Origin of the sequence: Cellvibrio sp. QJXJ, from assembly GCF_024452345.1 — a bacterium.
Lineage (GTDB): Bacteria > Pseudomonadota > Gammaproteobacteria > Pseudomonadales > Cellvibrionaceae > Cellvibrio.
Map to the genome: position 1 here is coordinate 213,654 of NZ_CP101662.1, position 20,848 is coordinate 234,501.

Below are 20,848 nucleotides of genomic sequence, written 5' to 3' on the forward strand. Positions count from 1 at the left end.
TTGTGCGTTATTTAGCAGCAAGTGCGTTAGTTTTTATTTACCTGTTGTTCTGTTGGTTTTGCTGGCAAAAACATCGCCGTCAGCTACAGCAACAACAGGTGCTTGCTGTTCCTTCGTCCGATGATGCAGTAATACTAATTGCTTACGCCAGCCAAACCGGAAACGCTGCGCGTATCGCCCGGCAAACGGCGCAGCAATTAAATGCTTCTGGTAAAAACACTCAATTAATTACGCTCAATAATCTCAATACTGAACACTTAACGCGAACCCGTCAGCTATTAATTATTGCCAGCACTTACGGTGAAGGTGAAGCGCCCGATAACGGCAATCGGTTTATAGCGCGCACACTTGAATCGTTAAATCCCACTGCGCTCAGTTCACTGGAATATCTGGTCCTAGGCTTGGGTGATTCCAGTTACCTGCATTTTTGTGGTTTTGCGCAGCAGCTGCATAATGCACTCCACCATTGTGGTGCCCACGCAATGGCAGACATGATTAGCGTGGATAAGCTGGATGAAAGCGCACTGCGCCATTGGCAATATTATTTGGGGCAAATTTCCGGCAATTCTTATTTTAGCGATTGGAGTAAACCGGCCTACGAAGAATGGCGATTAATCGCGCGCGAATGTATAAATCCTGCAAGCCCCGGTGCGCCTGCCTATCATTTACAATTACAACCTACCAATGGAGTTGTGTTGACACAACCGCAATCCGGTGCTGCTTTATGGTGTGCGGGAGATATTGTGGAGATAGGCCCGCGCAATTCTTCCGATTTGCCTCATCGCGAATATTCTATCGCTTCCGTGCCCAGTGAGGGCTCACTCGATTTATTGGTGCGTCAGGTACGTGCGCCCGGTGGCGAGTTAGGTTTGGGGTCGGGTTGGTTAACCGCCCAGGCGGAATTAAATAGCATCATCCATTTACGTGTGCGCTCTAATCCCCATTTTCATTCGCCGCCAGCACAGGTGCCACTAATTTTAATTGGTAACGGAACGGGTATTGCCGGGTTGCGTTCGCATTTGGCCAACCCGGCGCGCGCGACAGGTAAACACTGGTTGTTTTTTGGTGAGCGCAGCCACTTTGCCGATGATTTTTTCAGCGCGGACATTCAACATTGGTTGGAAACCGGTTTATTGAGCCGGGTTAACAAAGTTTTTTCACGTGACGCAGCGTCTGGTGAGACGCGTTATGTGCAAGATTTATTGCCCTATCATGACGAGGCAATCCGTGAGTGGGTTGCAGCGGGCGCAGCTATTTATGTATGCGGCAGCTTACAAGGCATGGCACAAGCAGTAGATGAAGCCTTGGCGGCTATTCTGGGGGCCGCGCAAGTAGAGTTGCTTGCAGATCAACAGCGCTACTGTCGCGACGTTTATTAACAACTGTTCACAACATGTTCGATCACCCGTGACGATTGTGGAACAACTGTTAAACCCTCCCTTTGCCGGCTATTCTGTCGGCGCGTGCAGGTTATAATTTCCCTTTATTTTTATACGCCTTTTCCTTTTCTTTTATACCAATAAAGCCGCTTACTCATTTAACGGATGCTGTTTTCCATGGCTAAACCTTCCCTTGTTAAAACCTCAATTAAAAAAATATTTAACTCCTGGCGCAATATTGCCGTTGCACTTTTACTGATATTGCTAGTGGTTTTCGGCTTGTGGCGTAGCCTGTGGGCAAGCGACGACGAGGCGGTCATTTATACAACAGAGGCGGTAACGCGCGGTGATATTGAAAACCTGGTCACTGCTACCGGTACTTTGCAGCCGCAGGATTATGTTGATGTCGGTGCGCAGGTATCCGGTCAGTTGGAAAAATTGCATGTTGATGTGGGTTCGGAAGTAAAAGCCGGCGATCTATTGGCGGAAATCGATGCAACGGTTTATGCCGCGCGCGTGGATGCAACCCGCGCTTCGCTGCGCACCCAGCAGGCGCAATTGTTGGATCGCGAAGCGCAATTAGCGCTGGCAAATATAAAATACCAGCGCGAAAAAAATCTTTTCAAAGAAGATGCGACCACCAACGAGTCGTTGCAAACGGCAGAAGCCAATTTGAAATCGGCGCAGGCGCAACTAAAAGCCTTACAAGCGCAAATTGAACAAACGGAATCTACCTTGCGTGTAGAAGCCGCTAATTTAACTTATGCCACCATTTACGCACCTATCGATGGCACCGTGGTGTCAATTACCTCGCGCCAAGGGCAGACATTGAATACCAATCAAATGGCGCCCACCATTATGCGTATCGCCGATCTCTCAACCATGACCGTGCAGACGCAGGTGTCGGAAGCAGACATCGGCAAACTGCGTAAAACTATGCCGGTTTATTTCACCACACTCGGCAGTCAGGGGCGCCGCTGGTATAGCAAGTTGGATCGCATTCAGCCGACGCCGGAAATTCTCAATAACGTGGTGTTGTATAACGCACTGTTTGATGTGCCGAACGAAAATCGTTTGCTGATGACACAAATGAGTACGCAGGTATTTTTTATTGAATCCCAAGCAAAAGATGTGTTGTTAGTACCTATGTCGGCAGTGAGTTTTATATCGCCGCGGGGCGATCGCCCACAAGCGCAAACTCCCAATCGCCCTGAGCGCACGGAACAACAAAAAGCCGAGTGGAAAAAACGTCGTGCTGAAATAAAAGAACGCATCGATAGCAGAAATCTAAGTGCCGATAAAACGGCGCATTCTCCGCGCCCAGCGCTGGTGAACATTATGAAAAGCGACGGCAGCCTTGAAGAGCGCAAGGTGTTAGTCGGTGTTACCAATCGTGTGCAGGCAGAAATTATTGAAGGTGTTGCGGAGGGCGAGCAAGTGGTCAGTGGCAGCTCGCGCCCCTCACAACCAAAAGCGGCAGCCGGTATGCGCATGGGTGGCCCCGGTATGGGCATGGGTAGACGTTAATGACAACGCCTAATGCTATTCAACCGCTGATTAAACTAACGGGTATCACCAAAACTTTTCGCAATGGCGAGCTTGCTACGCAAGTATTGCACGGCATAGACCTGGAAATTTACCCCGGTGAATTTGTTGCCATCATGGGGCAATCGGGTTCGGGCAAATCCACTCTCATGAATATTCTCGGCTGCCTGGATCGTGCAACCACTGGCGATTATTTTTTTGATGGAAAAAATATTAACGAGTTGGGTACTGATGACCTTGCCCAGTTGCGGCGCGAAGCCTTCGGTTTTGTGTTTCAAAGTTACAATTTGTTGGCCGGTGCAACCGCCTGTGAAAATGTGGAGATGCCTGCGACCTATTCGGGCTTGTCGCCTGCTGCGCGCCGCTCACGGGCAACGGCATTATTAAGTTCACTCGGGTTGCACGAACGTTTGCATCATCGCCCTAGTCAGTTGTCAGGCGGGCAACAGCAGCGTGTATCTATCGCACGCGCACTGATGAATGGTGGCCAGATAATTTTGGCGGATGAGCCAACCGGCGCGCTGGATAGTCACAGCGGCAAAGAAGTAATGCGCTTGCTGAAAGAATTATCGGCGCAAGGTCACACTATTATTTTAATTACCCACGATGCGGAAGTGGCACACCATGCCCAGCGTTTGATAGAAATCCGCGATGGCGAAATTATTGCTGATGCCGGACCAAAAATTCCATCGCAACCACCACTGGAAGAGCATGCGTTGCGCGGTGAATCCAGCCTGCGCAATGAATTGTTTGAGGCAACTAAAACGGCATTTCGCTCCCTGCACAGCAATATTTTTCGCACCGTGTTAACTCTGCTAGGCATTGTAATTGGCGTTGCTTCGGTAATTACTTTGATGGCCATTGGTGATGGTGCTAAAAAATCCGTGGTAGACAGTATTAGCGCAATGGGTAGCAATTTGTTATTGGTGCGGCCGGGTGGGCCGACACAACGTTTCCGCTGGGACTCGGTAACCTTGGTGCCGGAAGATGTGGATGCGATTGCAGCACTGCCCAATATTGCCGCTGCATTGCCTGAGCTAAACGGTCAGTTTACCTTGCGTTATGGCAATGTGGATCACACCACAGAAGTAAATGCTACGGCGGCACAATTCCCTCACGCGCGAAAATGGGATGTTGCCCAAGGAACTTTCTTTAGCGAAGAAGATGATAGAAATTATGCGACAGTGGTGGTGTTGGGAAAAACAGTAGCCACTAAATTGTTTCCACAACAAGATGCGATTGGCGAATTTATTATTATCAATAATGTGTTATTTCAAGTCATAGGTGTTATGAGTGAGCGTGGCGCTGACCCTGGTGGCCAGGATCAGGATGATAAGGTTTTTGTGCCGTTTAAAACCGGTAGCTTAAGGGTGATTGGTCAGCGCTTTTTGCGCAACATAACAATCTCGGTTGATGATGAGAAAAATATGGAGGCTGTGCAAACTCGAGTACATGCGTTATTGATGGAACGGCACGGCACTGAAGATTTCCAAATTCGCAGTATGTCATCGCTGATTGATATGGTCTCTGAAACACAAAATACCATGACAGTTTTGTTGGGTTCTATCGCCGCTATTTCACTGCTGGTAGGTGGCATTGGTGTAATGAATATCATGCTAGTTAGTGTAACCGAGCGTACTCGCGAAATTGGTATTCGCATGGCCACCGGTGCGCGCACCCGCCACATAATGCAACAATTTTTAATTGAAGCATTGGTGGTGTCTGCGCTTGGTGGAGTGCTGGGTGTGGCACTGGGCTTGGGTGTGGCCATGTTGGTAAGTTATTTGGGTACAACCGTTGCCTATTCATTGACACCGATTGTGATGGCATTTAGCTGTGCTTTTTTAACTGGTTTGCTGTTCGGCTATTTACCTGCGCGGAAAGCGGCTCGGCTTGATCCTGTTACCGCTTTGGCATCGGAGTAGTTTATGTACTTGTTCAGTAAAAAAATTGCACTGGCTTCCTGCATGATTCTGTTGTCAGCATGCAGTGCTGCCCCATCAGAAAAGCCACTCATTAATTATGCTAATGCTTATTCTGTAACCCTTAATACTACCGCCGCAATCCAAATCGACAGTGATTGGTGGCAGGCATTTGCATCGCCAACACTAAATGAATTAATCCAGCTTGCGCAGCAACAAAGCCCCGACTTACTGATCTCTGCCGAGCGTGTGCGTCAAGCTGAATTGCAAATGCGCATTGCCAACGCGACTTTGTTTCCGTCATTAACTGCCACTGCATCTTCCGGTGAGTCGCGCACTAAAGCGGATGGGCAGGGAAGTGAACGTGGTGAATCCACACGTGCCAGTATTGGTGTGAATTACGAGGTGGATTTATGGGGTGGGTTGGCTGCCAATAGGTCTGCTGTTAAAGCGGGTTTTGATGCAACACGTTATGATCAGGATGCGGCTGCGCTGAGCATACAAGCGGCTATCGCCAGCGGTTGGTTTCAATGGTTGGCCTTGCAGGAGCGCATCGTGACGGCGCAAAAAAATATCGTTATTGCCGAGCGTGTGCAGCGCATAGTTGATGCACGTTTTCGCAATGGTGCAGCCACTGCTGCCGATGTGGCGCAACAAAAAAACAACCTGTTAACGCAGCGAGCAGCACTTTTGCCGCTTGAATTGCAAGCGCGGCAAACGCAATCAGCCCTTGCAATTTTGTTGGGAAAAACGCCACAAGAATTTGTGCTGATTGCAGAAAATTTACTCGCAGTAGCTGTGCCGCAAATTACACCCGGTACACCGGCGGAGTTGATTGCGCGTCGCCCGGATTTGGCCGCGCGCGAAGCTGATTTGGCAGCGGCTGATGCAGATATTCATGCGGCACGTGCCGCGCTATTGCCAGGTATTAGTTTTAGTGCCAGTGCGAGTAAATCGGCGAGTGAATTATTTGCGCTTAACCCGGCAACACAAGCCTCTGGATGGACGCTGTCGCTAGCGCAAACTATTTTTAACGGGGGGCGCTTGGTCAATCAAAGGCGTTTGAGCGAAGCTCGTCGCGCGGAGTTGGTTTTGCAGTACCACAAAGCGATTTTAGTTGCATTGCAAGAGGTGGATAACGCTTTGGTCTCTACTGATATCAGTGCCAGGCAGGAGGTCAGCCAGCAGGAAATAGTCACCAATGCCGCACGCAGTTTGCGTTTGTCTGAAGCACGTTACCGTGAAGGAACAGATGATTTGCTATCACTTCTTGAGGCTCAGCGCAGTTTGTTTCAGGCACAGGATTCTCTGGTGCAGCAGCGATTGTCCCGTTTAAATGCCGCAGTGGAATTGTATAAATCCCTTGGTGGTGGTTGGAATCTTTAATTTCGAGATGAACTGGCACTTTTTCTGCTGGTATTTTTAGGTGCTACGAATAGCAGCTATAAATCCAGAGGAGGTTATTGGGCATATGTCGGCGTTATTGTGTTATTTTTCTCGTTTACCGTTCGGGAAAATGGTGCTTTGGTATTACCTCATCTGGTATTTCGTTACCGTCTATTTCCATTTTGATCCCAATCCCAAAATCTGGATTAATGCGCTGGGAATCAGTGTGGTGATTGGTATTGCGTTGATGTTGAGTGTCAGTAATGGCCAATCGCCGCTCGCCAATCCGTGGCAAACATTTCGTCTATTCTGGATGCCTTTTGCAGTATCCAGTTTTTCATCGCTCATCAAAGGGCAGGGCTATACGGTGATTTTTTCACCACATCTGCGCGAAGTGCTTATCGCCTTGGCTGCCTGCTTACTGTTCACACTATGTGTTGCAGCACTTAAATGGCGCAATCGCTGGCTGGTCTTGTCATCCCGCTGAGGTTGCCTCTGCTCCTTAAGCTCCCCTATACTCGTCGCCCCGCACAATCGTAGGTGCGGGGTTTAGTTTTTTGCCTATTTTTTACTTTCTTAAAATCACGTGACCTTTCGTAGGGGCCACCACTGACAAGGATCTACCATGCCTGTAATTACTCTCCCCGACGGTTCCAAACGTCCTTTCGATAATCCCGTCTCTGTTTATGAAGTTGCTGCTTCTATCGGCGCTGGTCTGGCTAAAGCCACACTCGGTGGCCGTGTGAATGGTCAGCGTGTCGATACCCATGACTTGATCACTGAAGATGCGGATCTGGTGATTTTCACCCCTAAAGACGAAGACGGTTTGGAAATTATTCGTCACTCTTGCGCGCACTTGCTTGGTCATGCGATCAAACAATTGTTTCCTGATGTGAAAATGGCTATTGGCCCAACCATTGATAATGGCTTTTATTACGACATCGACCTCGAGCACAAGCTGACTGATGAAGATATAGCGCGTTTGGAAGCGCGCATGCTGGAATTGGCGAAAACCGAATATGACGTAGTAAAAAAGAAGGTGAGTTGGCAAGAAGCTTACGATGTATTTACCGCGCGCGGCGAGACTTACAAACTGGAAATTCTGGATCGCGACGTGCCTAAAGATGCAACGCCAGGTCTGTATCACCACGAAGAATACATCGACATGTGCAGGGGCCCTCACGTACCTAACATGCGTTTCTGTCTGAATTTTAAATTGATGCGCACTTCGGGCGCCTACTGGCGTGGTGACTCAAACAATAAAATGTTGCAGCGCATCTACGGCACTGCGTTTGCCGATGCCAAGCAGTTAAAAGCTTATTTGAATTTACTGGAAGAAGCGGCCAAGCGCGATCACCGCAAGCTCGCCAAGAAATTTGATTTGTTCCACCTGCAAGATGAAGCACCGGGCATGGTGTTCTGGCATCCGAAGGGTTGGACTCTGTGGCAGCAAATCGAACAGTACATGCGCGCTAAACAAAATGATTGGGGTTATCAGGAAGTCAAAACGCCCATGATTATGGATCGCACCCTGTGGGAGAAGTCTGGCCACTGGGAAAACTATCGCGACAACATGTTTACCACTGAATCGGAAAAGCGCGATTTTGCAGTTAAGCCGATGAACTGCCCCGGTCATATCCAGATCTTCAACCACGGCTTGCGTTCACACAAAGACTTGCCGCTGCGTCTGGCGGAATTCGGCTCTTGCCATCGCAATGAAGCTTCCGGTGCACTACACGGCATTATGCGTGTGCGCGGTTTTGTGCAGGACGATGCGCATATCTTCTGTACTGAAGAACAAGTCGTCTCTGAAGTTGCCTCTTTTAACCAGATGCTCAAGTCGATTTATGACGATTTTGGTTTTAGCGATATCGCCGTAAAACTTTCCCTGCGCCCCGAAAAATACGCCGGTACTCTGGAAACTTGGGAAAAAGCGGAAGAGGGCTTGCGTCAGGCGTTGCGCGCGGCTGGTCTGGAGTGGGAAGAGTTGCCGGGTGAAGGCGCTTTCTATGGTCCGAAGATCGAATATCAGATCAAAGATGCCCTTGGCCGCTCATGGCAGTGCGGTACTATCCAGCTCGATTATGTATTGCCCGAGCGCCTGGATGCGGAATATGTCGCAGAAGACAATCAGCGTAAACGTCCGGTGATGTTACATCGCGCTATTCTCGGTTCCTTCGAGCGTTTCCTGGGGATTTTGATCGAGCACTATGAGGGTTCCTTCCCAACCTGGTTGGCGCCAGCTCAGGTGGCGGTCATGAATATCACCGATAATCAGGCCGATTACGTCAAAATGGTAGAAAAAGCCTTGCGTGAAAAGGGCTTCCGCGTCATTCCGGACTTGAGAAATGAGAAGATCGGCTTTAAAATCCGCGAGCACACAATTCAGCGGGTTCCCTACCTGCTCGTCATTGGCGATAAAGAGGTTGAAAATCAATCACTTGCGATTCGTACAAGGGACGGACAAGATTTGGGTGTAATGAATCTGGAAGCTTTCATCGCGCACTTGACCGCCGATATAGCGCGTCGAGGTCGAAATATCTCTGCTTAAAAGAAAGTTTTTTGACTAAAAGACGGCTAAAGCGAAAAAAGATTTATTTCTATTAATTTACTGGAGATACAACTATCAAACGAGATAACGCTCCCGCGGCCAAAGGCAATTCTAAGAAAGCGCGGATCAACGATCAGATCGAAGCCAAGCAGGTTCGTTTAATCAACGCAGAGGGTGAGCAGGTCGGTATTGTCGCATTGAGCGATGCACTGGCGCAGGCGCAAGCCGCTACCCTTGACTTGGTGGAGATCGTTGCTGATAGCGATCCAATAGTCTGTAAGATTATGGATTACGGCAAGCATCTGTTTGAAATCAAGAAAACCAAAGCCGCTGCGAAAAAGAAACAAAAGCAGCAGCTGGTGAAGGAAATGAAATTTCGCCCAGGGACGGAGGAAGCGGATTATCAAGTCAAATTAAAGGCTTTGATGCGCTTCCTTGAGCATGGGGACAAGGCCAAGGTAACGTTAAAGTTCCGCGGTCGCGAACTCGCCCACCAAGAGCTGGGGATGGAAATGATGCAGCGCATCGAGACCGATCTGGCAGAAATGGGCACCGTAGAGCAGGCTGCCAAAATGGAAGGTAAGCAGCTCACCATGGTGATCGCCCCCAAAAAGAGAAAATAGTCGGGCTTTTAGCTGCCTTGATTATTTATATTATTTACCTATATGTGTGGAGTTCTATCACATGGCAACCAAAGCTAAAGTACATAGCGGCGCGTCAAAGCGCTTCAAAAAAACCGGCGCTGGCTTCAAATTCAAGCACGCTAACAAGAGCCACATCCTGACCAAAATGACGACCAAGCGTAAGCGCCAATTGCGCGGCACTAGCATCGTTGATGCAGCCGATGTACCACGCGTAAAACGTTTGTTTCGTGCTATCTAATAGCGCTTATTAATTTTGAGAGGATTGTAATATGGCCCGTGTTAAGCGTGGTGTAGAGGCGCGTCGTCGTCACAAGAAAGTATTAAAAGCTGCTAAAGGTTACTACGGTGCACGTTCGCGTACATTCCGTGTTGCCAAACAAGCGGTTATCAAAGCTGGTCAATATGCTTACCGCGATCGTCGCGTTAAAAAGCGTAATTTCCGTGCTTTGTGGATCACTCGTATCAATGCTCAATCACGCGCTGAAGGCATGTCCTACAGTCAATTGATTGCTGGCTTGAAAAAGGCGAGCATCGTTCTCGACCGTCGTGTGCTGGCTGATCTGGCTGTATACGACAAAGCAGCTTTTGCTGCTGTTGTTGCGAAGGCTAAATCAGCTCTGGCTGCTTAATCGTCCAACAACCTCAGGCTCGCAAGGGCTTGTGTGAACGCGATGAAAAGGGGAAGGGCTTTAGGGTTCTTCCTCTTTTTTTATGGCTGTATTTATTGATAGTTAACGATTCGAACTGGAAAAGCAGATGGAAAATCTCGCTGCGCTTACCCAAGAAGCGCTCAAACTCGTAGCCGATGCCCAAGATCTGACTGCACTTGATGCAGTACGTGTGAACTATCTCGGCAAAAATGGCAGCATCACCGCGTTGATGAAAACGTTGGGTAAATTATCGGCAGAGGAGCGTCCCGCTGCCGGTGCTGAAATCAATAAAGCCAAAGATGCGGTACAAGACGCACTTAATGTGCGCAAAGAATTACTTGAGCAAGCGGCGATTAACGCCAAGCTTGCTAGCGAAGTGGTTGATGTAACCCTGCCTGGCCGTGGTCAGCATACCGGTGGTTTACATCCGGTCACCCGGACATTACAGCGCATCGAAGAGATCTTTGCGGCTGTCGGTTATAGCGTTGAAGTGGGTCCTGAAATTGAAGATGACTACCATAACTTCGAAGCGCTCAATATTCCTTCCCATCACCCCGCGCGGGCGATGCACGATACCTTTTACGTGGATGATACCCACGTACTGCGCACCCACACCTCTCCAGTGCAAGTGCGCACCATGGAAAACAAGCAGCCACCGATCCGGGTGATCTGCCCTGGTCGTGTTTATCGCTGCGATTCCGATGTGACTCACTCACCGATGTTCCATCAGGTCGAGGGTTTGGTGGTCGATAAAAATATCAGTTTTGCCGATCTCAAAGGCACCATGGACCAATTCCTGAAAGCCTTCTTTGAGGCCGATGTTCCGGTGCGTTTTCGCCCATCTTATTTTCCCTTTACCGAGCCATCGGCTGAGATGGACATCCAGTGCACCCAATGCCGTGGCAAAGGCTGCCGCATGTGCAAAAACACTGGTTGGTTGGAAGTGGGGGGCTGCGGTATGGTGCATCCTGAAGTGTTTAAGTCCAGCGGTGTCGATCCTGAAACCTATACCGGATTCGCGTTTGGTATGGGGGTAGAGCGCTTGGCCATGTTGCGCTACGGGGTCAATGACCTACGTTTGTTCTTTGAGAACGATTTGCGCTTCTTGAAACAGTTTTAACGGAATGAATGAAATATGAAAATCAGTGAATCCTGGCTGCGTGAGTGGGTTAATCCAGCCATAGCTACCGATGAATTAGTCGCCCAGCTCACTATGGCTGGTTTGGAAGTTGATGCGGTGGAATCTGTCGCTGGTGATTTTACCGGCGTAATTGTTGGCGAGATTGTTGGCTGTGAACAACATCCCGATGCCGACAAACTGCGTGTATGCCAGGTAGCTGGCCTGCCCGATGGTCTTAGTCAGGTTGTGTGCGGTGCAGCTAATGCGCGTGTTGGGATCAAAATCCCCTTTGCCACTATCGGTGCGCAATTACCGGGCGACTTCCAGATTAAAAAGGCGAAGCTGCGTGGCGTTGAATCATTTGGGATGCTTTGTGGCCAAACCGAGTTAAAAGCGGGCGATGATGATACCGGTTTATGGGAATTGGCCGCCGATGCTCCCGTGGGCGTTAATCTGCGCGAATATTTGAACCTTGATGACAAGTTGATCGAAGTCGATTTGACTCCGAATCGCAGCGATTGCTTGAGTGTTAAAGGTGTTGCACGCGAGGTTGGTGTATTGAATCGCGCTCCCGTCACTGCGCCGGCAATCCCTGCTGTAGCTGCATCCATTACCGACAGTTTCCCCGTGCATCTTGAAGCGGGGTTCGCTTGTAGCCGCTACGTCGGCCGTGTCATCCGCAATATTGATATCACTCGCCCAAGTCCGGCTTGGCTGCAAGATAAGTTGTTTCGCTCAGGGTTGCGCAGTATCGACGCCGTGGTTGATGTGACCAACTATGTGCTGCTCGAATTGGGCCAGCCTATGCACGCATTTGATTTATCCAAACTCGGCAGTGCCATTCATGTGCGGTTGGCGCAGCAGGGTGAATCGATTCAATTATTGGATGGGCAGGAGATCAAACTCAATGCCGATACCATGGTTATCGCCGACCAACAAAAAGCCTTGGCTATTGCTGGCATTATGGGTGGTAAGCAAAGTGCGGTAGGAGGAACTACGCGCGATATCTTTTTGGAAAGTGCCTTCTTTAATCCGCTGGCGATAGCTGGCCGTGCTCGTTCTTACGGTTTGCACACCGATTCCTCGCATCGCTTTGAGCGCGGTGTGGATTACAGCTTGCAGTTGGATGCTATTGAGCGTGCCACCGCTTTGCTGCTGGAAATTGTTGGTGGTGAAGCGGGTCCTGTTGTTCATGTCACCAACGAGCATTTGCCACAAGAGCGCCAGGTCACCTTACGTAAAGCCCGCATTTTTAGTGGCCTGAGTCTGGAGATGGCGGACAACGAGGTCGTCGATATTCTTGCCCGGTTAGGTTTGACTTTGCTGTTGCAAAACGCAGAAGGCTGGGTGTTTGCTGTTCCCAGCTACCGCTTTGATATTTCCATCGAAGCAGATTTGCTTGAAGAGCTGGCGCGCGTATATGGCTACAACCGTTTGCCAACAAGAAGCCTTGCTGCACCTCTGGATATCGAACCTCACCCCGAAGCGAAAATGGGGTTGCCAGCTCTGCGCAATCAGCTGATCGCACGCGGTTATCAAGAGGCGATTACCTACAGCTTTATCGAGCCGAAGTTATCCGCATTGTTTGATCCGGAAACGTCACCGGTTGTGTTGCGTAACCCCATCAGCGCTGATATGGCAGCAATGCGCACCAGTTTGATGCCAGGTTTGGTCAGCGTGTTGCGCAACAACCTCAATCGCCAACAGAACCGTGTGCGTTTGTTTGAATCGGGGTTGCGTTTTGTTCCGTCAGCAGATGGTCTTAAACAGGAGGCTATGCTTGCTGGTTTGATCTATGGCAGTCGCGCGCCTGAGTCCTGGTCTAATGCTGCCGAGCTAGTGGATTTCTTTGATCTCAAGGGGGATCTTGAATCACTGCTGGCACTAACAGGTGATGAATCAGCATTCACTGTTAAGCCGGGCAATCATTCCGCATTACACCCTGGCCAGACGGCAGCGATTTATCGCGATGGCGAGTGGCAGGGAGTAGTCGGGGCATTGCATCCAAGCTTGCAGCGGCAGCTGGATATACCTCAGTCGGTGTATTTGTTTGAAGTGCGTCTCAGTTCGTTGTTAAAGGCGCGAATCCCGGCCTTTACTTCCCTGTCCAAGTTCCCTGAGGTGCGCCGCGATCTGGCGCTGTTGGTCGATCGCGATTTGGCTGCTGACAAGCTCTTGGCGGCGGTTAAAGAGCAGGCGGGTGAACACCTTATCGACTTAAAGGTTTTTGACGTATATATGGGCAAAGGTATTGATCCACATAGAAAAAGTGTCGCTATGGGGTTGACCTTTCAGCATCCTTCACGCACTCTTAATGAAGATGAGATCAACGCCTCCATTGACTCGATTGTTCAGTATCTGGGGGCGAATTTTTCCGCCACCCTCAGATAGGGAATAATAACTATGTCGGACGGTGCTCTGACCAAAGCAGACTTGGCCGAGAAACTTTATGAGGATCTCGGACTCAATAAGCGTGAAGCCAAAGAATTGGTGGAGCTCTTCTTTGAAGAGATCCGCCATGCTTTGGAAAATAACGAGCAGGTCAAACTTTCTGGCTTCGGCAATTTTGAATTGCGCGATAAAAGTCAGCGTCCTGGTAGGAACCCCAAGACGGGCGAGGAAATTCCTATTAGCGCTCGGCGTGTGGTCACTTTCCGCCCAGGACAAAAACTTAAGGCACGAGTAGAAGCTTATGTTGGAACCGAGTCATAACGACGAACTTCCCGTAATACCCGGTAAGCGCTACTTCACTATTGGTGAAGTCAGTGAGTTATGTGCAGTTAAACCGCATGTTTTAAGATACTGGGAGCAAGAGTTCCCGCAATTAAATCCGGTTAAACGGCGCGGTAATCGTCGCTATTATCAACGGCAGGACGTATTAACTATCCGCCAAATTCGCAGTCTTTTATATGATCAGGGTTTTACTATTGGTGGTGCCCGGCTGCAGATGACTAATGAGGATAATGGCTCCAGCTCTGGCCAGCTCAATCAGTTAGTAGTGCGCATGATCGATGATTTGGAGCACTTGCTTGATTTATTGAAGGTTAAATAAAGTACTTCAAACTTATCTATTTGGTGAATTCATAATCGTTTTGATTGTGAAATATCTGATTTCACCAATGCCAATGCTAATTATTAAAACTACGATTGCATTGGTAATAAATTCGGGTATTATGCCGATCCTCTTCGTGACGGCTTGAACTGCTGGGGCGACAGAAAATATCGGAGCGTAGCGCAGTCAGGTAGCGCACTATACTGGGGGTGTAGGGGTCGTGGGTTCAAATCCCGCCGTTCCGACCAATTAGTTTTATAAAAAAGCCGCTTATAAGCGGCTTTTTTATTGTCAGAATTTTCTTCTCCTGTTATAGCCGTGCTTCACTGTGCCAATTCTAGTGGCAGTCTTTCCTCAAAGTGCTAACATGCATTCTCGTATTGTTTATCGCTAACTCCCTGCATAGAAAATAAATAGAGGTATTCTCGTGGCAAAGCAATTAATGATTTATGACAACATTCAACCACTGTCATCTGAAGTTCATCGTAACTGGTCGGTACAAGTTGAAGATTATTCTTTTGTATCGCACATGATTTCTGTGCCGGTTCTGGCCACAGAAATTCCTTTTGCTGCCGCTGAATTCCCTATTGTTTTTTCGGCAACCGCCAATGAAGGTGAGTATATTCCTCTAGCTATTATGGGGCTGAAAGAGGGCGAAAATCTGGTTCTAAATGAAAAGAATCAATTTACTTCTCGCTACATTCCTGCATTCATTCGTCGCTATCCATTTGTATTGGGGGGCGATAAAGCAGCTGATACTATGGCGCTTTGCATTGATGCGGATAGCGCAACAGTGATCAAAGACGGCAGCAAGGGACGTAAGCTGTTTGAAGAGAATGGTGAGCAAAGCGCGCATTTGAAAGAGGTTGTGGAGTTCCTTAAGGATTATCAATATCGCGCTGAAATGACCAAGGTATTTTGTAAGCGTCTGCATGAACTCGATTTACTTGAGCCTATGCAAGCCAATATTACCTTTAAGGGGCGTGAAGATGCCAATATGAACCTAATGGGTTTTTATGTGGTTAAGCGTGAAAAGCTTAAAGCACTTAGTGATGCAGATGCTTTGGATTTGTTCAAAAAGGATGGCTTGGAATTGATCTACAGTCACATCCAGTCTTTATCCAACTTGAATGTGTTGATCGGCAAAAAATCTGCACAACTTGAAGCCACAAAATAATAATTTGTAGGTTTTCTGAAAGGCCGAAATCTTAATTGATTTCGGCCTTTTTTATTTCAGGTAGATAAAGTTCCAGTGGCTCAGCTTGTTTTTTCAGCGATCGCGGTGGCGTGCGGCAAGTTGTTTAACTTTGCGTTCAGCGCTGGAAAAAGCATCACGTACAGCAACATGAATCGATTCATCATCCTGAGTAATCGCCACAGGATGGCCTTTGATATCGAGCTCAATGGAGGCTCGGTATTGTTTTCCTTTGTGTTTGTGTTGGTGTGGGGCATCCAGGACGACGCGGCTGTGAATTATTTGGTCGGTGTAGCGGCTGAGTTTTTCGAGTTTCTTGGTAATGATGTCGTTGAGTGCAGCAGAAGAATCCAAATCACGATATACAACGTCGACAGCAGGTTTCATCGTAAAGCTCCTTAACGTTTATGTTGAGAGGGTTTGTTACTGCCTAGGCAGGTTTCAGTTGCCCTCACTTCTTATATTGATCATCCTGATATAAATATCAAGTTTTCTGCTCATTTTCTTAATAACATTTTGGTCTCTCTTATAGAGCTTTGTGATCTTAGTGCCATATAGTGCTTAAGATGGTGGCGTAGGGTGATCGTTTTGATTTGTTTTGAGGTAATAAAAATCAAAGGCTTAAGGCTTAAATTAGGGTGATATGCAGTGGAGGCTTTGTTATGAAAAATGATTCATTGGATAAGGGTCGTGTATTGGTGACCGGCGGGAGTGGATTTATTGGTGGTGCGCTGTGTCTTGAGCTCATCGATCATGGATATGAAGTTTGGGTGCTGACCCGTGACGTGCCGCGTGCGTCGCGTTATTTGAATAAACAGGTTCGTCTTGTAAGTGGCTTAAGCGAACTTGCAGGTGTGGCATTTGTGGCCTTAATTAATTTGGCGGGGGAGTCGCTGGGAGGCAGGCGCTGGAATGAGCAATCAAAGCAACTATTCCGGCAGAGCAGAATAGATTTTACGAACACACTGTACCGTTTTTTTGCAGATCAGCAGCTTTTCCCTGCTGTAGTGATTAATGCTAGTGCCATAGGTATTTATGGTGATGCGGGAAGCTCCATCTTGAATGAATCGGCAGCCGTTGGTGATGGTTTTGCTGCTCAGTTGTGTCGTGATTGGGAGTTGGCTGCACGGCAGTTTGCGTCTAACTTTACCCGTCTTTGTATAGTCCGAATTGGTGTCGTGCTCGATAGTCATGGCGGTGCGCTAAAACAAATGCTGCCTGCGTTCAGATGGGGATTTGGGGGGTGGATGGGAGCTGGCGAGCATTATATGTCGTGGATTTCTCGCCATGATTTGATTCGCTTGTTTATTTATTTGCTGGAGCATGGTGATGCATCCGGCGTATACAATGCTGTCGCCCCAGAGCCTGTCACTAACAGTGAGTTTACGGCGCGTTTGGCGGAGCAGTTAAATCGTCCCGCGTTGTTACCTATGCCTGCGATGCTGCTGCGGTTATTATTTGGCGAAATGGCGGATGCTCTGTTGTTGGCAAGCCAGCGAGTAATGCCTGAGCGAATTCTGCAGTCAGGTTTCTCATTTGAATATCCTCGGCTACAAACGGCATTTGAAAAAATTTTTGGAAAATAATTTATTGGTTGCCTTGAAAATTGTTTCTACATCCTCATTTCAGTTACGTGATGGCTCGATGATAGAGAATCACTATTTTGAAATGGCTTGATCATAGATAAGCCGCTACATTTGTATTGCTCATTTGAGGATATCGGATATGCGTAATTTTGACTTCACCCCACTTTATCGTTCAGCAATTGGTTTTGATCGCATGGCGAATCTGCTGGACAATCTTTCTCGCGCAGAACAAAACCAGCCCAGTTACCCTCCCTATAATATTGAATTAACGGGGGAGGATAAGTACCGAATTACTATGGCAGTTGCCGGTTTTGATCAGGCTGAATTAACCATAGAAGTGAATCAAAATAACCTGACAATATCTGCAAACAAGGCGGGTGATGAGCAGCAGCGTACTTATTTGCATCAAGGAATAGCTGCGCGTAGTTTTGAGCGTCGCTTCCAGTTGGCTGACCATGTGCAAGTAAAGTCGGCGCACTACGAGAATGGGCTTTTGCACATAGATTTGCAGCGCGTTATTCCTGAGTCTATGAAGCCACGCACTATTCCTATTGGTGTTCGCGAAGCAGATAAGCTTACTGTTGTGCAGGCTGGATCTGGTATTCCCGAGGATGCAACTGTGAGTGCGGCTTGATTTTTCTTTGGTCTAAATAGTTTTATAATTAAGAGTAAAAACCTCGCTATCCATCGATGGCGAGGTTTTTTTATGTGCGGAATAATTTTGCCCGCACTGTTTCGCGATAGGCATTGGGTGTTGTTGCAAGATGTTTTTTAAATAAAGTGGTGAAGTAATTGGTGTCTTGATAGCCGACTTTATCAGCGATTTCTGCTATTGATAAATTGCTGGTTTTTAGTAAATCTATGGCGGTATTGATGCGAATATTTTGAAGATATTCAAGTGGTGTTTGCCCCAGTGCATTTTTGAAGCGGCGGTTAAGTGTACGCACGCTCATACCAAAACGTTCGCATACCTGCGGAAATAAAATTTCACGATAATAATTGTCTTCAAGCCAGATTTGTATCTGGGTGATTTGTTCATCTGGGTGCGGATTTTTGTTGGCCTCAAAAAAACCGCTACTCTCGTAAGACTTTCTGATCTCATGGGAAAAGTGGCGCTCAACATGGCTGGCTATTTCCTTTCCAAAAAAACGTTGGATAAAGTGAATGGTCAAGTCGGCAAGAGAGTTGACACTTGCAGCACAGTAGAGACTGCCCGCTTGAGTAATAAAATATTGTCGTTTGAGTTGAACTTGCGGGTAGTCCTTTTGAAACTGGTCAAAATAATGCCAATGGGTTGTGGCTGCTTTGCCGTCGAGTAAACCTGCCTCGGCGAGAAAGCAGCAGCCAGTGCCTACTGCGCTAATGATGGCGCCGTTTTGATGCTGCTGTTGCAGCCATGCCACTATCGCAGCATTTTTTTTGATAATGGGGCGTGGGTTGCGCCATAAGCCTGGAATGTAAATTAAATCGCTCTGTGAAACCTGATTGATGGTCAGGTCTGGTCGCCAGTGCATTCCGGTTCGCGTCAGTATGGGTTCATTGGTGATCGCGAGGGTGTGTATCTCAATATCTCGCCGTTGCTCCGGTTCCAACATGGTTCGTACAGCGCTTTCTGCTGCTAACAGCATCTCCATGGGTAGGGTACTGCTGGTGGCAAGCATGTGTTCGCACAGCAAAAAGTGAATTTTTATTGGTGGGATATTGTTCATAAGGCTTGGGGTACCGCTATATCTGAATGGGTTTGTGTATGCATGGCTAATTTAGCAGTAAAAATGACTAAATAAGAAGGTGATCTTGTATAGGGATCACCATACACTTCTCGCTAATTTCTTGATTGTGGATATTGGAGTTTGTATGTCTCTTGCGCGCCTACCGATTATTGTGGGGTTTGGTGGATTTAATGCTGCGGGTCGCAGTTCGGGGCATCACGCCTATCGTCGCATGGTAATAGAGAGTCTTGATGCTCATGAGCGGCAGGAAACTCTGGCTGGTTTAGCCGTCATGATGGGGCTGATTAGTTTTGTAGAAGGCAGCTATCGCGACCAAAACGATGAACCAATTGATCTTGCTACCATAGAGTCACGTTTTGGCGCAGAAATTCTCGATGGCACTTTAATTCGCCGTATCGACAAGACTTTTTTTGATGTTGATGCTGCCCATTGGCAGAAGTCTGCCACCTTGGGGGCGGGCGATGCGCCACTCATCGTTGAGATGCGTAAGCGCGATCTGCCAGAACCTGTTCCTGCAGATTGGTTGGTGGAGGAGGTTGACGCTGATCGTGTTCGCGTTACTTCTCCAACTGGGTTGAGTGTTAAATTTGACAGCTACCGGGATTTACCGGTTAAGTCGGCCGGTCAAATGCCTCGCGGTTTTAATCCTGGCGCACTCTACAACTCCCATTATCATCCGCGTGCGCTGCAGCTTGCTGTGATTGGTGCCTCCGATGCTCTGCAGTCAACCGGTTTGGATTGGCAGGTAATTATCGATTCGGTAAAACCTGACCAGGTTGGTGTCTATGCCAGCAATGTTATGAGTCAGATGGATGAAAATGGTTTTGGTGGTTTATTGCAATCACGGCTCAAGGGGGGGCGTGTCAGTGCCAAGCAGTGTCCGCTCGGTTTAAATACTATGCCGGCGGATTTTGTGAACGCCTACATTCTGGGAAGTGTAGGGCAGACCGGCGCCATTACTGGTGCTTGCGCCTCTTTCCTCTACAACCTGCAAGCGGCGGCGGATGATATTGCTTCGGGTAAATGCCGCGTTGCGCTGGTTGGTTGTGCCGAAGCCCCTATTGTTGCCGAGATTATCGACGGTTATGCCACTATGGGTGCACTGGCAAGCGAAGATAAGCTCAAGAAATTGGACGGTGTTGATGAGGTAGATCCTCGTCGTACCAGTCGCCCGTTTGGTGAAAATGCTGGTTTTACTATGGCAGAGGCGAGCCAATATGTTGTCTTGATGGATGATGCATTGGTAATGGAGTTGGGGGCTGATGTGCACGGCGCCGTGGGTGATGTGTTTATCAATGCGGATGGTTTTAAAAAGTCTATCTCAGCGCCTGGTCCAGGCAATTACATCACCATGGCCAAAGCGGTGGCATCGGTGCGCGCAATTCTTGGTGATGAGGCTGTTCAAAAACGCTCTTTGGTGCAGGCGCATGGGTCGAGTACACCGCAGAACCGTGTGACCGAATCGCAAATTTTTGATCAGATTGCACAAGTGTTTGGCATTACCAAGTGGCCTGTGGCTGCGGTAAAGGCTTACGTTGGGCACTCGTTATCGGCAGCCAGTGGTGAGCAGCTGATCACTAGTTTGGGTGTTTTTAAGTACGGCATTGTTCCTGGTATTAAGACTATCGATAAGGTTGCTGATGATGTTTTTGCGGATCGTCTCGCTATTTCGACGGTCGATGTGGTGCGTAATGAGCCGGTTGATGTTGCTTTTCTGAACTCAAAAGGCTTTGGTGGTAATAATGCTACCGCCAGCGTGTTTGCGCCTCACGTTGTGGAGTCGATGCTGGCTTGTCGTTATGGGGCGGAAAAGTTCGCTGAATATCAGCTCAAGCGCGCATCAGTGCGTGCGGCCTCGGTCGCCTACGACGCCGCTGCGCTTAAGGGTGATTTTGCGACCATCTACCATTTTGGTGAAGGTTTAATTGATGAGTCGCTGATTACTGTGGATCTGGATAAGCTGTGTTTGCCCGGGTTTGCCCAGCCGATTGATTTGTCTTTCACTAATCGTTTTGCGGATATGTTTGTCTAGATCTAGTGGTTGAATTACTGCCGCCCCATAGCTAATGGGGTGGGTTAATTCTCTGG

The 20,848-nt window shown here is 48.3% G+C and carries 19 protein-coding genes and 1 tRNA gene; 18 read left to right on the forward strand and 2 right to left on the reverse strand.

All coding sequences use genetic code 11. From position 1 onward, the window contains the following. The first annotated feature begins 2 nt into the window (after positions 1 to 2). From NNX04_RS00815 to NNX04_RS00885, 15 genes are all read left to right on the forward strand, one after another. Positions 3 to 1,379, forward strand: coding sequence for a sulfite reductase subunit alpha (locus tag NNX04_RS00815; protein ID WP_261947182.1), 1,377 nt, complete (start codon positions 3 to 5; stop codon positions 1,377 to 1,379). Between the two features lie 177 nt (positions 1,380 to 1,556). Beyond that, complete coding sequence (locus NNX04_RS00820; protein ID WP_261947183.1) at positions 1,557 to 2,906, forward strand: efflux RND transporter periplasmic adaptor subunit; 1,350 nt, start codon at positions 1,557 to 1,559, stop codon at positions 2,904 to 2,906. Beyond that, positions 2,906 to 4,849 (forward strand): MacB family efflux pump subunit, encoded by a 1,944-nt coding sequence (locus NNX04_RS00825; protein ID WP_261947184.1) that lies wholly within the window; start codon positions 2,906 to 2,908, stop codon positions 4,847 to 4,849. Before NNX04_RS00820 ends, NNX04_RS00825 begins: the two co-directional genes overlap by 1 nt. A 3-nt stretch (positions 4,850 to 4,852) precedes the next feature. Beyond that, positions 4,853 to 6,232 (forward strand): efflux transporter outer membrane subunit, encoded by a 1,380-nt coding sequence (locus NNX04_RS00830; RefSeq protein WP_261947185.1) that lies wholly within the window; start codon positions 4,853 to 4,855, stop codon positions 6,230 to 6,232. A gap of 85 nt (positions 6,233 to 6,317) precedes the next feature. Then, entirely contained in the window at positions 6,318 to 6,719 is a 402-nt protein-coding gene (locus NNX04_RS00835) for a hypothetical protein (protein WP_225318404.1), read from the forward strand. A gap of 138 nt (positions 6,720 to 6,857) precedes the next feature. Then, positions 6,858 to 8,783 carry a threonine--tRNA ligase gene (thrS, locus tag NNX04_RS00840; protein WP_261947186.1) on the forward strand — a complete coding sequence of 642 codons (1,926 nt, stop codon included), beginning with the start codon at positions 6,858 to 6,860 and terminating at the stop codon, positions 8,781 to 8,783. A gap of 161 nt (positions 8,784 to 8,944) precedes the next feature. Beyond that, entirely contained in the window at positions 8,945 to 9,406 is a 462-nt protein-coding gene (gene infC, locus NNX04_RS00845) for a translation initiation factor IF-3 (protein ID WP_441303067.1), read from the forward strand. A gap of 61 nt (positions 9,407 to 9,467) precedes the next feature. Beyond that, on the forward strand, positions 9,468 to 9,665 hold the full coding sequence (gene rpmI / locus NNX04_RS00850) for a 50S ribosomal protein L35 (RefSeq protein ID WP_007642209.1): 198 nt from the start codon (positions 9,468 to 9,470) through the stop codon (positions 9,663 to 9,665). A gap of 31 nt (positions 9,666 to 9,696) precedes the next feature. Continuing rightward, positions 9,697 to 10,056 (forward strand): 50S ribosomal protein L20, encoded by a 360-nt coding sequence (gene rplT, locus NNX04_RS00855; RefSeq protein WP_007642208.1) that lies wholly within the window; start codon positions 9,697 to 9,699, stop codon positions 10,054 to 10,056. A 127-nt stretch (positions 10,057 to 10,183) separates the two neighbouring features. Beyond that, positions 10,184 to 11,197, forward strand: coding sequence for a phenylalanine--tRNA ligase subunit alpha (gene pheS, locus NNX04_RS00860; protein ID WP_151058320.1), 1,014 nt, complete (start codon positions 10,184 to 10,186; stop codon positions 11,195 to 11,197). Between the two features lie 15 nt (positions 11,198 to 11,212). Continuing rightward, positions 11,213 to 13,588 (forward strand): phenylalanine--tRNA ligase subunit beta, encoded by a 2,376-nt coding sequence (gene pheT / locus NNX04_RS00865; protein ID WP_261947187.1) that lies wholly within the window; start codon positions 11,213 to 11,215, stop codon positions 13,586 to 13,588. Between the two features lie 12 nt (positions 13,589 to 13,600). After that, on the forward strand, positions 13,601 to 13,909 hold the full coding sequence (gene ihfA, locus NNX04_RS00870; RefSeq protein ID WP_007642205.1) for an integration host factor subunit alpha: 309 nt from the start codon (positions 13,601 to 13,603) through the stop codon (positions 13,907 to 13,909). Next, entirely contained in the window at positions 13,890 to 14,249 is a 360-nt protein-coding gene (locus NNX04_RS00875) for a MerR family transcriptional regulator (RefSeq protein ID WP_007642204.1), read from the forward strand. Before ihfA ends, NNX04_RS00875 begins: the two co-directional genes overlap by 20 nt. 171 nt (positions 14,250 to 14,420) lie before the next feature. Further along, positions 14,421 to 14,497 (forward strand) — tRNA-Pro (locus tag NNX04_RS00880). Between the two features lie 179 nt (positions 14,498 to 14,676). Next, positions 14,677 to 15,426 carry a SapC family protein gene (locus tag NNX04_RS00885; RefSeq protein WP_007642203.1) on the forward strand — a complete coding sequence of 250 codons (750 nt, stop codon included), beginning with the start codon at positions 14,677 to 14,679 and terminating at the stop codon, positions 15,424 to 15,426. 93 nt (positions 15,427 to 15,519) lie between these two features. Here NNX04_RS00885 and NNX04_RS00890 read toward each other — a convergent pair whose 3' ends face one another. Further along, positions 15,520 to 15,831, reverse strand: a complete 312-nt coding sequence (locus tag NNX04_RS00890; RefSeq protein WP_007642201.1) for an HPF/RaiA family ribosome-associated protein — start codon at positions 15,829 to 15,831, stop codon at positions 15,520 to 15,522. Positions 15,832 to 16,106: 275 nt separating this feature from the next. Here NNX04_RS00890 and NNX04_RS00895 point away from each other — a divergent pair, with 275 nt between their 5' ends. Both NNX04_RS00895 and NNX04_RS00900 read left to right on the forward strand, forming a co-directional pair. Continuing rightward, on the forward strand, positions 16,107 to 17,030 hold the full coding sequence (locus NNX04_RS00895) for a TIGR01777 family oxidoreductase (RefSeq protein ID WP_007642199.1): 924 nt from the start codon (positions 16,107 to 16,109) through the stop codon (positions 17,028 to 17,030). Positions 17,031 to 17,169: 139 nt separating this feature from the next. Next, positions 17,170 to 17,664, forward strand: a complete 495-nt coding sequence (locus NNX04_RS00900; protein WP_007642197.1) for an Hsp20 family protein — start codon at positions 17,170 to 17,172, stop codon at positions 17,662 to 17,664. Between the two features lie 70 nt (positions 17,665 to 17,734). On the opposite strand, the gene NNX04_RS00905 is transcribed toward NNX04_RS00900, so the two are convergent. After that, entirely contained in the window at positions 17,735 to 18,739 is a 1,005-nt protein-coding gene (locus tag NNX04_RS00905; protein ID WP_007642195.1) for a GlxA family transcriptional regulator, read from the reverse strand. Between the two features lie 145 nt (positions 18,740 to 18,884). Between NNX04_RS00905 and NNX04_RS00910 the strand changes: the two genes are divergently transcribed. After that, the gene (locus NNX04_RS00910) at positions 18,885 to 20,792 is read left to right on the forward strand and encodes a beta-ketoacyl synthase (protein WP_007642193.1); all 1,908 of its coding nucleotides are present in this window, start codon (positions 18,885 to 18,887) and stop codon (positions 20,790 to 20,792) included. Positions 20,793 to 20,848 lie beyond the last annotated feature (56 nt).